General features: G+C 33.6%; 11 protein-coding genes and 1 tRNA gene. 11 read left to right on the top strand and 1 reads right to left on the bottom strand.

What is annotated here, in order from left to right:
* Positions 1–235 precede the first annotated feature (235 nt).
* Positions 236–1,858: a sodium/sugar symporter gene (locus VB776_RS04550; RefSeq protein WP_323326443.1), complete on the top strand. Its 1,623-nt coding sequence runs from the start codon at positions 236–238 to the stop codon at positions 1,856–1,858.
* A gap of 129 nt (positions 1,859–1,987) precedes the next feature.
* Complete coding sequence (locus VB776_RS04545) at positions 1,988–2,860, top strand: inositol oxygenase family protein (RefSeq protein WP_323326441.1); 873 nt, start codon at positions 1,988–1,990, stop codon at positions 2,858–2,860.
* 52 nt (positions 2,861–2,912) lie between these two features.
* On the opposite strand, the gene VB776_RS04540 is transcribed toward VB776_RS04545, so the two are convergent.
* Complete coding sequence (locus VB776_RS04540; RefSeq protein ID WP_323326439.1) at positions 2,913–8,291, bottom strand: T9SS type A sorting domain-containing protein; 5,379 nt, start codon at positions 8,289–8,291, stop codon at positions 2,913–2,915.
* 325 nt (positions 8,292–8,616) lie between these two features.
* On the opposite strand from VB776_RS04540, the gene rpsA reads away from it, so the two are divergent.
* The 9 genes from rpsA to VB776_RS04495 all read left to right on the top strand — a co-directional run bounded on the left by rpsA (position 8,617) and on the right by VB776_RS04495 (position 16,067).
* Entirely contained in the window at positions 8,617–10,434 is a 1,818-nt protein-coding gene (rpsA, locus tag VB776_RS04535) for a 30S ribosomal protein S1 (RefSeq protein WP_323326437.1), read from the top strand.
* Positions 10,435–10,649: 215 nt separating this feature from the next.
* A tRNA-Cys gene (locus tag VB776_RS04530) sits at positions 10,650–10,723 on the top strand.
* Positions 10,724–10,911: 188 nt separating this feature from the next.
* The gene (locus VB776_RS04525; RefSeq protein WP_323326435.1) at positions 10,912–12,081 is read left to right on the top strand and encodes a site-specific integrase; all 1,170 of its coding nucleotides are present in this window, start codon (positions 10,912–10,914) and stop codon (positions 12,079–12,081) included.
* A complete protein-coding gene (locus VB776_RS04520) occupies positions 12,082–12,894 on the top strand; it encodes a hypothetical protein (RefSeq protein ID WP_323326433.1) in 813 nt (270 codons plus the stop codon). It abuts the gene before it with no gap.
* A gap of 88 nt (positions 12,895–12,982) precedes the next feature.
* A complete protein-coding gene (locus VB776_RS04515; RefSeq protein ID WP_323326431.1) occupies positions 12,983–13,252 on the top strand; it encodes a helix-turn-helix domain-containing protein in 270 nt (89 codons plus the stop codon).
* 2 nt (positions 13,253–13,254) lie between these two features.
* A complete protein-coding gene (locus VB776_RS04510; protein WP_323326429.1) occupies positions 13,255–13,461 on the top strand; it encodes a hypothetical protein in 207 nt (68 codons plus the stop codon).
* Between the two features lie 27 nt (positions 13,462–13,488).
* Complete coding sequence (locus VB776_RS04505) at positions 13,489–13,674, top strand: hypothetical protein (RefSeq protein ID WP_323326427.1); 186 nt, start codon at positions 13,489–13,491, stop codon at positions 13,672–13,674.
* Between the two features lie 120 nt (positions 13,675–13,794).
* Complete coding sequence (locus VB776_RS04500) at positions 13,795–14,964, top strand: hypothetical protein (RefSeq protein ID WP_323326425.1); 1,170 nt, start codon at positions 13,795–13,797, stop codon at positions 14,962–14,964.
* A 239-nt stretch (positions 14,965–15,203) separates the two neighbouring features.
* A complete protein-coding gene (locus VB776_RS04495) occupies positions 15,204–16,067 on the top strand; it encodes a toprim domain-containing protein (RefSeq protein WP_323326423.1) in 864 nt (287 codons plus the stop codon).

The raw sequence follows: 16,067 nt of genomic DNA, 5'->3' as shown, positions 1-16,067 counted from the left end.
CTTTTAGAACAAAAGCAAAGCAACAAAACGCTAAGAAATGAGATATGTTTTTGAAATAGCATAATAGAGAATTGTTAGTCTTTCTTTAAACGACTTAATCAAAGGCTAAAGTATTTAAGCGGAGGTCTGTGTTATCAGGACAGTGTTTTTGATAAAATTGAGGGAAAACGAGTAAAAAATAACAAAATTTACTTTTAGATATATCTTAGAATAATTTAGATTTTATCCATTTAATATGAATTCCCTTCATCAGCTCGACTACGTCGTTTTTTCATTGTATTTAATACTTGTTGGTTCGTATGGCTATTGGGTATTTCAGCGAGACAAAACAAAAAACTCAACCACAAAAGGCTTTTTTTTAGCCGAAGGTTCACTTACTTGGTGGGCAATCGGAGCATCTTTAATTGCTTCAAATATTTCAGCAGAACACTTTATTGGAATGTCAGGCTCGGGCTTTGCCATTGGTTTAGCTATCTCTTCTTATGAATGGATGTCGGCAGCCACCTTGATTGTTGTGGCAGTTTTTTTCATTCCAATTTATCTGAAAAATAAAATTTACACCATGCCGCAATTATTGTCATTACGATATAACGATACCGTAGCGACGATTATGGCAGTATTCTGGCTTTTGTTATATGTATTTATCAACCTTACTTCTATTTTATATTTAGGCTCTTTGGCATTAGAAACCATTACAGGTTTACAATTTGAATATTGTATGGCTGCTTTAGCCATTTTTGCGATATTAATCACACTTGGAGGAATGAAAGTAATCGGTTATACTGATGTTATTCAAGTAGTTGTATTGATTTTGGGAGGATTAGCCACAACTTATTTAGCTTTAAATATGGTTTCAGATAAATTTGGAGGCGATGGTGTTTTCGATGGTTTATCTTTACTAAAAACCAAAGCCGATGACCATTTCCACATGATATTCTCAAAAGGAGATAAGTACTATTATGAATTGCCCGGATTATCAATTTTGATAGGGGGGATGTGGATAAACAATTTGAATTATTGGGGTTGTAATCAATACATTGTTCAAAGAGCTTTGGGAGCAGATTTAAAAACAGCAAGAAGCGGGATTATTTTTGCAGCCTTTTTGAAATTATTAATTCCATTAATTTGCGTTATTCCGGGAATTGCGGCTTATGTGTTATATAGCAACGGTTCATTGCAACAAGAAATGGTAGATTTGAACGGAGTCGTGAAGCCCGACCATGCCTATCCATCTTTAATGAATTTATTACCTATTGGTTTAAAAGGACTAGCTTTTGCGGCACTCACCGCAGCAATTGTAGCATCTTTGGCAAGTAAGTGTAATAGTATTGCTACGATTTTCAGTTTAGATATTTATAAAAAAATCTTGAAGAAAGACGCTACTGAGCGAAATACTGTTTTGGTAGGACGATACGCCGTTTGGGTTTCTTTTGCAATTGCCTTGTTGGTTACGCCACAGCTTCGCCATCTTGAACAGGCTTATCAATTCATTCAAGAATATTCAAATTATATTACGCCGGGTGCATTTGCATTGTTTTCTTTAGGATTATTCTGGAAAAAAACTACTTCAAATGCCGCTATCGTTGCTGCCGTGTTGACTTTACCTCTATCACTTTTGTTCAAAATGTTACCAGAATGGATAAGAACCGAGCCAATTCCTTTTTTAGACAGAACACTTTGGGTTTATCTGATTTTAGTCGTTTTAATGGTGACAGTTTCTTTAATTGAAGGCAGAAAAAAAGAAGAAACAAAAGGTTTAGCCATAGATTCGAGTATGTTTAAGGTTTCAGATTCTTTTGTGGTTGTTTCGGTGCTTATTTGTGGCGTTTTAGCAGCACTTTATACTGTTTTTTGGTAAATCAAAAAGTCTGAATTTCTAAAATTGTGCTAGAAAATTCATACTTTTGAAAAATATATTTTGTGAGTACAATTATCTATTTTTTTATTCAATATCTTAATTTATAGCCATTTAATCTGTTTTGGTCTTATGGAATTTTCAGAAAAAGAAATCGCTCCCTTAGCGAGCTTAGAGGTTTGGGAAGACGACGTTTTGCAGCGTTATCCTGAAGAAGATACTACTTTTAAAAAGACAAAAGACGAGTATCGTAATTATGATAATCCTGAAAGAGATACTGTTCGGGAGTTTTATCGTTTGAATCACAAATATCAAACTTATGACTTTGTGAAGCAAAAGCAAGCAGAGTTTTTGAAGTTCGATAAAAAAGAAATGCCGATTTGGGATGCTTTTGATTTCTTGAATTCACTGGTTGATGATTCTGACCCTGATACTTCATTAGACCAATGGCAACATTTATTACAAACTTCGGAAGCTATCCGTGCAGACGGACATCCAGATTGGTTTGTATTAACAGGTTTATTACACGATATGGGTAAAGTACTTTGTTTGTTCGGTGAACCACAATGGGCTGTAGTAGGTGATACTTTCCCTGTAGGCTGTAAGCATTCAGATAAAATTGTTTATTCAGAATACTTTGAGGCAAATCCAGATGCACACGACGAACGTTTCAATACTAAATATGGTGTTTATTCACCAAACTGCGGTTTAAGAAACGTTGATATGTCGTGGGGACATGATGAGTATTTATATCAAATGGTGAAAGATAATTTGCCAGAGCCAGCTTTGTATATGATTCGCTATCACTCATTTTATTCACAGCACCGTGAAAATGCTTACGAACATTTAATGGATGAGCATGACCACGAAATGTTTGAATGGGTGAAGAAATTCAATCCTTATGATTTGTATTCAAAACTTCCAGTTCCTCCAGATACAGAAGCCTTGAAACCATATTACAAAGAGTTAGTGAAGAAATATTTACCAGCTAACTTGAAGTTTTAAAACTAAATAGAGCCACTCATGAAAATGGGTGGCTCTATTTAGTTTGTAAGAATTAGTATTTAATAATTTTACGAGTAATGTTTTTGTTACCTACATCAATTTTCAAAAAATATGTTCCAGCATTGATTTTAGAAAGGTCAATGACTCCTGAATGACTTTGTGAGCGATTTTCGGAAGTTTGTTCTAGGATATTTTTTCCACTTACATCGTAGAGTGTCAGATATACTTTTTCAGGTTTATCAGTACTTATTTTCCAATTGCAAGTTTCGGAAGTAGGAATCGGATATACTTCTACCTTAATATCTTTCTCAATATCATTGGCAAGTATAATTACTTCAATTTTAGCAGAACCTTCTGTTGTACCGATACCACAAATATTTTTCACCTCACTAAGAGCATAAGTAGTGGTTGAAAGCGGTTTTACACTGACTTCAAACGGCGAAGTTGTAGCTGTAAATATTTGCCCATCCGAAAATGTTAAAGTCCACGGAGCGTAAGAATTTAAACTGACAGAGATTTTAGTTTCTTTGTCATAATCAATACTTTGGTCGCCCGTGAGCGTCGCTTTGGGTAAAATAGTAGGCAAGGCGATAGTTTTTACTTTCTCTGAATAATCCCAACATTCACCTTTTCTTAATAAAGCCCTATAAATGCCTGAGTTATTTGTTTTAAAAGTGGAAGCATTAGCGTCTTTGATACTTGTGTTATTTAGTTCCCATTGATATTTTAAGCCCGTTTCGTTACTAGCAATCAGTTCAACCGTAGCATTATCGCAAAAGGTAATAGAGTCTTTAGGACTAATACTGGTTGGGATTTTAACGAAATTCACCTTAATGGTTTCAGAAGTTCCTTCACATTTGCCCTGACTCGCTTTTAATTGGTATGCTCCGGCTTTACTTGTGGTTATGTAGGATAAATTGCTAAGACTAGTTCCATCTTTAAGCCATTTGTACACTATTTTATTAGTATCAATAATACTAGTGGATGCAATGCCATTAAATATAATCTTGTCACCTTCGCAAATGTTATAGTCATAAGTCGGTTGACTGCTGCTTATCGAAACTACCAGTTTGCCCAAGGAGATTTTATAAGGTTGTGAAAGAGAAACACAACCACCTTTGTATTGGGTTTCTAAAACATAAGTACCTTCTTGGTTAGTAGTAATAGATTGTGTACTTTCTTGATTATTCAATGGCTTAAATATTTGCCCATCTTTTTTCCAAGTATATCCAATTGCTCTTTGATTATTAACAGGACCTTCATAACTGTTTGCTGAAATTGAGTTAGAGTTTCCTCGAATAGTTACTGAATCTTGACAACTTGCAATAGGTATATATTTCAAATTTTTATCATAAGAATAATCATTTACTAGTTGTATACGCTTACTAAACTTAATGTCAACAGTATCGGTTGATGAAACACATTCTTCCCCGTTTTCGTACAAAGCCTTGATAACAGTAAAATATTTTCCTGACGTTTTGCTTGAGATACTAGCATCGTTAATTCTTTTGCCATTTTCAGAGTAAAAATAAATTTTATCCGCATCCTTTTCGGTATAAACACTACCCTGTTTTGATGGATATTCTATTTCATTGATTTGTTTACCATCTCGATACCAAAAGATTGTATTTCTAACAAGATTATAATTAGTTTTAGACGAGTCCTTGGTAAATTCGTTTGATATTGAGGTTGGTAAATAATTGTTGAGATTCAATATAATATTTGATCCTTCGCAGACTTCTTTTTCTATATTAACATTAGCATTGTTATAGTAGTAGAATATTTTTTGAATCGAAGGTCTATCAAGAATTACTTCTTCTGAAAACCCTTCGCATGTACCATTGCTTATTTTAACAGAATATTTACCCTTTTCAGTTACAATTAAAAGACTATCATTATTATCAGGAATTTCAATGCCATTTTTAAACCATTGATAGTTTAGCTTTTTACTTGAATAGCCACTTTTAGCATACAAATCAGCTTTGAACTCAGAACATCCAACCGTCCAGTAACTATATACAATTTTTGTTTTTAACTTATTACTGGTGCTTTGGGTGATTTCTAAGGTATCTGATGAAATAGCCAAACATTGATTGTTTTGAATGGTAGCTACGTATTTCCCTACCTGATTTACATTAAGGGTACTAGCATTTTTACCTGCGAGTATTATTCCGTCTCTTTTCCAAATAATATTCCCAGCTGAAGAGTTTATGTTAATAGATGCCGTTTCTTCTCCGCATAAAAGTTCATTTCTTCCGCTTATTATTGGTTTGGGGAATTGTCCAAGTGTTACTTTAATTGGTTTTGTTTCCCAAATACAGCCATATTCCGTTTCAAACTTTAGCGTATAACTTCCACTTTGTTTAGCTTGTATGTTGTAGGTATTGACATTAGGTATTTTTATATTGTTTCTAAACCATTGAAAGTTTGTAAGTTTTGAGTTAAAAAGAGACAAAATATGGGCACTATCACATGCAATAATATCGCTCATAGAGTAATCATTTGCAGAGTATAGCCTATCACTTATAAATTCATAATCAAGCCAATGTGATTTAAGATTAATTCTGGATTTAAGAGAGCTTACTGTCTTATCTTCTGAAACGACTCGAATTTCAAAACTGTAAAAAGTTTGTGGTACTTTAACTTTGATTGGGCTTTTAGTACCTTCTCCTAATATGATATTTTCAGTTGTGATTACTTTAAACTTTGTTCCAACAGGGAAAGTCCCCGTTGTAGTAAAAGGAATTTCAATTTCAGTATTTACACATACACCAGGTTTTAAATAGCTTGGATTGAGATTTCCTAATGTTATACTTCGGCATTCTGCTGAATTTACTACTGATAGTTGTGTCGTACCTGTTACAGAACATCCACCTTTATTGGAAAAGCCTTCAACTTTGTAAGTACCAGCATTTTTGGAAGAAATGTTTTTAAATACAGGTAAAAGAGCAGAGCTATATGATTCAATTTTAAATTGAGTGCCATTTGGATAAGTAATAGTAAAATAATCAGCCGTTTCAGTACTATCTGTTAAAATTGATGTTGGGCGAGGGAACTCAAAGTCTGAACCTTCACAAGCTATTATTGTTTTTTGTAGATTCATCGTTGGTAAATCATTAACAATTACACGACTTTGTGTAGAAATAACACAACCACTAGAAGTTTCTCCTTTGATGGTGTAAATCCCAGACATCGCTGTTGTTGACTTAGGTATTTTAGGATTTATAATCTTGGCGTTAAAATTATTGGGGCCAGTCCATTCTACCGTTTTAAGAGTTCCTTTAGGGGTAAAAATAATAGAATCATTCCTACAAATGTTTTGTGTACTAGGAATTGAAATACCTATACTAATTTCCTTAGATAGATTGACACAATTATTTTTAACTACCTGTACATAGTAATTCCCATATTGAGTTGTGTTGAAGGAGTTATTTGTAGCACCTTTTATCAACTCTTTATCTTGATACCACTGGTACTTTCCATCAGGGATTGCATTGGTGATCAAAGTAAATGTATTACTAGCTAAACAAGAGTCTTTTACAGAGATATTAATTTTTTTTTCTGTTTTTATCTCGATGGTATCAGAATAATAAGTACTAGTTCCACTCGAAAATTCATACCAATACTTTCCTACTTCATTGACTGTAATATCACAACCATCATGGAGCTTAGGTATTTTTTTTCCATCTTTTTTCCAAATAATATCATTATTGTAACAAATGTTGGGATTTAATGTTAGTGAATTGCCTTCACAGAGAACAGTTATTTTTTGGCTTTTGATTGTAAATTTTGGAGCTACAAAAGGTTTATCAATTTTTATAATCCTTGATTCTCCTATGCAATCGGTTTGGTTATCCAAGTATTTTAATTGATAATTTCCAGCAATAATTGGAGTGAAGGTTGATTGCTCCGAGTACAGTTTGTCATCCTTATACCACTTGAAGTTATTATATGACAAAGCATTTGAATAATTATAATCAGGATAGTAATACGTATTGGCAAGTGTTGTTCCATAATAAAAAGGAAGTGTTGCCTCGTGTATCAATGGAATAGTGAACGATTTTCCTATTGTTATTTTTAGACTGTCTTCGGCTAAACATTGCCCTTGTTTTACTTTTAATTTGTAAGTACCACTTTGAGTGGCTGTAAACACATTGCTATTTGAGCTTTGTAGTTTACCATTTAAATATATTTCTTGATTCCCGATTGCTTGTACAAGTAAGTTGAAGTTGATAGGAGTATTTGTACAAACTTTTAATTCTCTTATTTTGGAAATATCCGATGTAACTCTAGATGAGCTATCATAAGAATTTGCGAAAAAAGATAGTTTTGCAGATATTTTATCAGTACTGATAATTTTAATAGGAGAAGAAACTGCTGCACATAAGCCTGTTTTTCCAATAACTTTATATTCTCCTACTTCTTCAGCTAAATAACTGTAGCTAGTGGCACCTTCAATAATTTTATCGTTTTTTAGCCATTGATAAGAATAATTATCTACGGATAAATATTCTAAAGAGACACCTAATGTAACTTGTCCTTCAATGTTGCAAATAGCAATTTGGCTTTCATCGCCACCGTATGAATAAATGGAGATATTTGGAGATGTTTTACTAAGGATTTCTAGTTTAGCACTTTGATATTCGCAGGTTGAATTGGTGATTTTGGCGTAGTACACGGCATCTTCTTTAATTTGTAATTTTACCCCATTTTCTCCAGTTAATAATTGGTTGCTTTTATACCATTGTACTTTGCATTTCCCAAAGTAAGAAGTATCTACTCTCAAAGTCGTAGAAGTTCCTTTGCAAATTTTTACAGAAGAAATCTCATCTTCATTGTAGTAGTTGTAATAGGTACTATTATCTCCAGCTTCAACATATAATCTCACTGAATAAGGACAGTCAGGTGTATTTAATGCTACAACGGTCGATTCCTCCGAAATACATCCAAACTCATCTGTCATTGTCACTGTGTACTTTCCTTGGGCTTTTTTGTCGAATCCTTTTATGCTCGAAAAGGCATCTTGAGAAGTAAAGTTATTTGGACCAGACCATGAATACCTAAAAGCTAAATCATTAGCAGCTGAAGGATAAGTGCTTAGGTAAAGGATATTTCCGCTAACAGAATTATAGACAACCTGTTTACCAAAGTAGGTTTTTCCAACTTTCACATCAACAGATAATGTTGTAGTTCCATCAATAGTAACACTGTAACTACCAGCATTCTCGGAGATAGTTTTTTCGATGCTTGGATTTTGTTGGGTGGAAGTAAAGCCATTTGGTCCTTTCCATACAAATGTTTTTCCACCACTGGCTTTGAGTTCAAGGGGATTGCCCAAACAAACAGGTGAATTAGAGGATACTTGTTGGCTAAATGTAGCGTAATTGATACAAAATAATGTAGTGACCAGCAACGAGTAGAAATGTTTCATGTAGTATAATAAAGATTATTGTATAAATATTCTACAAAGAAAATAGAAAAAATCAAGAGGAGAAATTAAAGGATTACTAAATAATTGTAAATCAGAAAATAAAAGGTGTAGCTACTTTACTTATGTTAACTATTTGTTTTCTGATAGCTATTTTAGTTTTTAAGCTAATTTATAACCTGAAAAATATTTTTCTTCCTCATTATCAAATCATTACATATTTTTTCTATCTTTGCACCCCCATAAAGTACTACTTTTAGGGAATTTCACTTAATTTCTTCGTCTTTTGCCCGTGACGTTGATGTATAAAGGGCTTTTAATCAAACACATGGCTAACCAATTAGCAGATTTCGACTGGGATTTAGTCGGCACAAAAGGTATCGGTGGAGGTTATTCTGCTGAGCAAAGAGCTCAAATGGAGGCTCTAATCGAGGAAACTTTAAATTTAGTTACTGAGAAACAAGTAGTAAAAGGAACAGTCGTAGGGATTACTGACCGTGAAATTATCTTGAATATTGGTTTCAAATCAGATGGTCTTGTACCAACCTCTGAATTCAGAGATATGCCTGATTTGAAAGTAGGTGATGTAGTAGATGTTTACGTAGAAAACCAAGAAGACAAATCAGGTCAATTGATTCTTTCTCGTAAATTAGCTAAAGTAATGACTGCTTGGAAAAACATCGAAGATGCTCTTGAACAAGACATCGTTATTGATGGTTTCGTGAAACGTCGTACTAAAGGTGGTTTAATCGTGGATATCTATGGTGTAGAAGCATTCTTACCAGGTTCACAAATTGATGTGAAACCAATCCGTGATTTCGATATCTTTGTAGGTAAGAAAATGGAAGTGAAAGTGGTTAAAATCAACCACGCTAACGATAACGTAGTTGTATCTCACAAAGTGTTAATCGAGAAAGACCTTGAACAACAACGTCAGTCTATCTTGACTAACCTTGAAAAAGGACAAGTACTTGAAGGTGTAATCAAAAACATGACTAATTTCGGTGTGTTCATCGACTTAGGTGGTGTAGATGGTTTACTTCACATTACAGACATTTCATGGGGTCGTATCAACCACCCACAAGAAATGCTTAAACTTGACCAAAAAATCCAAGTGGTTGTTTTGGACTTCGATGAGAACAAGAAACGTATTTCATTGGGTATGAAACAATTGCAAGCTCACCCTTGGGATGCTTTAGCAGAAACAACTGAAGTTGGTTCTAAAGTAAAAGGTAAAGTTGTAAACGTTGCTGATTACGGTGCATTCTTAGAAATCACTCAAGGTGTTGAAGGTTTGATTCACGTTTCAGAAATGTCTTGGTCACAGCACTTACGTAATCCACAAGACTTCTTGAAAGTGGGTGATACTATCGAGGCAGTTGTGTTAACACTTGACCGTGCTGAACGCAAAATGTCTTTAGGTATCAAACAATTAACTGAAGATCCTTGGACTAAACAAGATTTGTTAGCTCGTTATGCTATAGGTTCTAAACATACTGGAACTGTTCGTAACTTAACTAACTTCGGTTTATTCCTTGAATTAGAAGAAGGTATTGATGGTTTAGTTCACGTATCTGACTTATCTTGGACTAAGAAAATCAAACATCCATCTGAATTCGTTAAAGTTGGCGAAAAATTAGATGTTATCGTTCTTGAATTAGATGCTGATAATCGTCGTTTAGCTTTAGGACATAAACAATTAGAAGAAAACCCTTGGGATACTTTCGAATCAATCTTCACTTTAGGTTCAGTACATAAATCTACTGTAGTTGCGAAGAATGATAAAGGAGCTACTTTAGAGTTGCCTTACGGAATTGAAGGATTCGCTCCATTGAAGCAATTAGCGAAAGAAGATGGTTCAGTAGCTGAAATCGGTGAACAATTAGATTTCAAAGTAATTGAATTCCAAAAAGAAGATCGCAAAATTGTTCTTTCTCACTTGAGAGTATATAACGATGCGAAAGAAGAAGCAGTAGTTGAAGAGAAGAAAAAAACAGCTAAAGACGTTCAGAAATTAGCTGATAATACTGAAAAATCTACTTTAGGTGATTTAGATGCTCTTTCAGCATTGAAAGCTCAAATGGAAGATTCAGCTCGTGAAGAAGCGAAAAAGAAATTAGACAAAAAAGCAAACGCTGCTGAATAATCTAATTTTGATATAATTTTAAAGCGTTCTGAGAGTCATTGATTCTCAGAACGCTTTTGTTTTATGGATGTTTTCTTGTGATATTAACCTTATTATAAGGATATTATGCTTTTTCATAAAAGTGTTTTGAAAATCTTTTCTGAAAGATTTAAGATAAATATCAAAGAGTCTTTTGTTTTTATATTTTTTGTATTAATTTTGCACTCCAATCAAATGGTCTTGTGGCCGAGTGGCTAGGCAGAGCTCTGCAAAAGCTTCCACAGCGGTTCGAATCCGCTCGAGACCTCCAAATGATTAACTTAAAGCCTTGATTTTCAAGGCTTTACTTGTTTTTAAGGTGCAGAAAGAATACTTTAAAGACCTATTTTAGTGTATTAAAGTACTATAAAGTTCATTAGGTTTGTTACTCATTTTGTTACCAATAGAGTCAAGCTTTTTATTCCTACGTTTACGGCTGTAATTTAAAACAGTCATACTATGGAACAGTGTATAGAGTATTCTTTACGATTTAATCGAAAGAATCATCTTAACAAAGATGGGAAAGCTCCCGTTGAAATAAGAATGTACCAAAGCGGAAAAGCAAGGTATAAACAAACAGGCTTTAGTGTTACACCTGACAGATGGGATTCTGAAAAGCAACAGCCAAAAGACAAGGCAATAAAAAGGAATTGCCAAACATTGATACATGAACTTCAGACATTTGAGTCAGACTTTAGAATTACGAATAAAGGCTTTACGTTAAAAGATTTTGATTGTCAAAATAGTAAAGTCCCTGAGCCACCACTTAAACAGGTTTCTTTTACACAATTCTATACCGACCAGCTCGAAGCAGAAAGAGCATTAAAACAACCTTCTTGGAGAACCAGAAAGTTGACTTTAGACTATTTTAAAGAGTTTTGTGTTGATGTGAAATTTTCTGAGGTAAAATACTCAATGATTCAAAAGTTTGAATTCTTTCTGAATACTAAAAGCCTACACACAAATACTATCGCTAAACATCATAAGCATATTAGAAAGTATATTATTCAAGCAATAAAGAGCCGTTTAATATTGCCACAGGATAACCCCTATAATGATTTTAGTGTAAATAAAAGTCCGTTCAAATCACAGTTCTGTACAGAAGAAGAATTGAAAAGACTTGAAGAGCTAACTTTCAATGCAAATGAAAAAATGTTGGAGCGTTGCAGGGATATGTTTTTGTTTGGATGTTACACAGGGTTAAGGTTTAACGATGTGTATAAATTAAAGCCTTCGCACTTCCATAATACAAATGAGGGCTTAATACTTGAGTATCAAGCAAACAAGACGAGCAAATTTGGGGAAAAGTATTTGTTTAAATTGTTTGCAGGTAAACCACAAATGATAGCCTTAAAGTATATGCCTTTAAACAATACTACTTTGTTTAAAGGACTAACTAACCCTAAAGTGAATCTCAGCCTTAAAGCATTGGCAAAGCAAGCCAATATTAACAAGCCTTTACGGTTTAAAGATTCAAGAGATACTTTCGGAACGATTATGATTAGTAAAGCACCTATCACAGTGGTTAAAGATGAAATGCAACATTCCTATCTAACCACTACACAAAAGTATTTGCATCTAACACCCGAAATGAAAAAACAAGAGCTTAGTAAAATTAAATGGGAGTAAATGGATATGCCAACTTTAGTTTATCCTACAAATAATTCAGAAGGTAAAATATCTATAAGATATTACCTAAATACTGATTTGAAACCTAAAATTTCAGAGTCAGGAGAAAAACTATATCCATTATATTTTAAGATTACTGTAAAGCGACAGGCTACAAAAGGGAAAAGCTTATCAATAAAAAACATGATGACAATGGATGACTTCAATATTCTTGAACAATCTATTAACTTCCATACGCTTAAAGAACTAAATGAGGGGCTTTTACCCATAGTAGAGAAATCTTCTCTTGATTCTTATCTTGAGCCATCATGGTCTGTTATTACAGAAAAAATGCTATTATATACTATTGTTACAGAATTAAACCCTTTCAATAAGTCAGACTTTGACATTAAGGATGTTATTTTTTGGTTTGAGTTATACAACACTAAAATAAGTGATAGTGTAAATGAATATCTTAAGATTGGATTAAAAGGCTTATTAGAGAAAGAATCAAATAGCAACAATGGACTTTCATACGTGTATCTGAGGTCGCTTGACTGGGAGAAAGGAAACGCTTACGACCTGTGGTATATTCTAAAAGATTTTTCCCCACTTTTTTTGTCATTTTTTCAGATTTACAGTAGATGTTTTCAAATTACTGCAAACCAAAATATTAATAATTTGTCAGATGAAGAGATATTCGCAATTAATGAAATTGCAGATGATATGCTTAAAGATTTTAAAAATAAGATAGAATACAGGAAAATAGTTTATAAAACTCCTTATTATGACTCGATTATAAATGAGATTTTAGCTCTTTTTTTTAACAATTAATTTTTTGTACAGCATTTGTGGTAATAATATTTTTATTACCACAAATGCTATTATATTTGCCAACATATTGAACTAAAAAAAACTCAACATGGTAAATCAGAACGAAATACTAGGAATCATACTGTCAAGATTGGATAAAATTGAAAAACAATTTACAACACGAGTATCTGCTCCTGTTGGGGAATACTTGACTCCAAAAGAAGTTTGTGAAACGCTTAAGATTAGTAAGAATAAGTTTTACTCTTGGGTAGAGCAAGGTTATCTCCATCCAATTAAACCCGACCCTAATGGAAGGAAAACCTATGTTCTCCGTTCTGAAATAGCTTCAATGTTTCCAAATGACTTCTCAACTAAATAACTATGGAAATATCAGCAAAAGATTATTCTCGACTTATCGGTTTAAAATCTCCCAAAACTCCAATGATAAGTGAGCGTAATGTCCGCAGAAAAAAAGAGAGAAAGCTTGCAAAGGAGCTGGGGAAAGATTTTTCAACCTCAGAAGTAAAGATTATAGCAAAACACGATAATCGAAACAAAATCACAATTAGAGTTCCAGTCAATAAATAATACAAAATCAACTTAAATCATAATCAGATGGAATCATTAGAAATTGAAAATATCGACCAAATTGAAAAATCGTTGAAACGGATGTATGTAGGCTACGTAAGTAGTGAACTTGCGGACATAGATGAAAGTCACGAGCGGATGCAAATGGCTGATGATTACAACAAATTACTCAGTATTTTAGCAGAACTGCGGAAAGAGAAAGCCCCAAAATGAAAAAGTCAAAACCCTCTATAAATCCAATTTAAAGAGGGTTTTGACTTTATTGCAACTCGTTTAATTTGATAAAATAATCAGTATCGGTAGATAATCCCCATTATCCGATACAGTAGTATTATGGCGAATAATATCATGTACAAAGATACAGAAATACCCCAAGAATACAAGCTGAAAAAAAGTAAATCGGTTGATTCTGAAACCTTTAAGTATAATTTATTAGATATTGAAAACATTAAGGTTAATGTATCAACTCAGTATTCAGACATGAAGCCAGTTATACGAGTAGGTGAATCAACATTCGGTGTAAATGGCGATATATCGTTTGTTTCTGGTTTGCCAAAAGCAGGGAAATCAACAATAACAAGATTTATGATTGCAACGGCTTTAATGAAAGAAGTTCCTGAAAGCTGTGACACAATTTCTATACGTTCAGAGTATTGCAAAGGTAAAAAGGTAATTTACCTTGATACCGAACAAAACCCCTCAGATACTCAAAAAATGATTAATTCAATACTTGAAATAGCAGGACTAAACAAACAGCCTGAAAACCTCATTGTATTGAATCTTAGACCGTTTAGCCATTCGGATAATATGGAATATTTAAGAACCCTTTTCCATCACTACAATGATGCTTATTTATGGATAATTGATGGTGTAACAGATTTTTTACCAAGTGCCAACGATGAAACAGCCAGCAACGAAATTGTAAGATATTTAATGAGAATGAGCTACGAAAACGATACTTGTATTGTTTGCCTTATCCATGAAAACGGAGGGGGTGGTAATGGCAAAATGAGAGGTCACATAGGAAGTGAAGCCGCCCGAAAATGTCAGGGGGCTATTTCTATTAAGTACGAAGAAGAAAAGAAAGTACATTCAATCACATCAACACACCTTAGAGGCTCAAAGAGAATAGACCCTATTTATTGGCATTTCAACGAAAAAGGGAAACCAGTGTCATGCAGTGCTGAAATTATTGAGAAAATTGAAAAGCTATCAGAGGACAAATATTTAAACAAAAAGTATGAGTACATACAGATACTTGATGAAGTTTACAAGAATATCAAGGGTATAGGTTTGCAAAGTGATGAACTCAAAAGACAAATATCTATTCACGCACCTAAACCAAAATCAACCATTTCAAAAGATGGCATACGAAAGAGAAATGACAGACTTTTTGAAGGCATAACCAAAAGTTCACTACTAAGAATTGAGGACGAAAAGAGAGACGGAATAGACAGAAAAATTTACTACTATGAAAGCCCCAATCCAGAACTTAAATTTTAATTTTTTTTGTACTTTTTCTATGTTTCCGCCCGTGCCTGTATATGGACGGACGGACAAATATATATAAGATGTCCGTTGTCCGTCTGTCCGCCTTTTATTGTTGCAATTTTCCGATAAACAGGCATACTAACTAATAAGCGGACGGACGGACACTTTCCATATATGCCCCCCTTTTGTCCGTCCTTTTGTCCGTCCGCCTTAAATTCCATTCAAAAATTAGTATTTCCGCAAAAAGAAAAATGAAAATATCAGATTTAAAGCAATTCGCAATTATTGATTATTTACAAAGTTTAGGTTTAGAGCCTGTTAAATCCAGTGGGAAAGAATTGGTTTACTATTCGCCGAAAACCAATGAAAAAACGCCTTCTTTTTTTGTGAATCCAAACAAAAATGTATTTTTTGATTATTCCAGTAATGAGAGCGGGGACATTATCCGATTAGTACAGTACTTGAATGATTTTGATTTTGCAACCGCCTGCAAACACTTGGAAACAATGGGAAACGGTTCTATTTTTCAAAGTGCTGAAAACTCCTTTTCTTTTTGCAGAAAATCACCTGAGAGCAATGCAAATGCTATATCAATCAACACCGTAAAACCATTGCAAGCCAATTCCTTGATAAGTTATTGCGAAGGTCGAAAAATACCCTTTCAGATTGCATACAAATATCTCAAAGAGGTTCATTACACCAATAACAAGAAATCTTATTACTCATTAGGCTTTGTAAACGACATGGGAGGATTTGAGTTAAGAAACCAGCATTTTAAAGGTAGTTCTTCTCCAAAAGGAATAACAACTCTTGAAGTTCCAGAAAGTAAAGACATTTATTTATTTGAGGGTTTTTTTGATTTACTTTCAGCATTCTCATTTTTTGGTACTTACAAGTCATCTAATACTATCATCGTGCTGAACTCTATCGTTAATATTGATAAAGCGAAAGAACGCCTAAAGGGAGCGGATAAAGTACATTGTTTTTTGGATAGAGATACACAAGGTATAAAAGCTCTTGAAAAGCTATCAGATTCCTTTCAAATCGTAGATAGGTCGAATATTTACGAAGGTTATAAAGACTTTAACGAATTTCTAATCAACAATCAGCCATAA

Source organism: Arcicella gelida (assembly GCF_034931025.1).
Lineage (GTDB): Bacteria > Bacteroidota > Bacteroidia > Cytophagales > Spirosomataceae > Arcicella > Arcicella gelida.
Note: the sequence above shows the minus strand (reverse complement) of the source record. Positions and strands in the feature narration are given on the sequence as shown.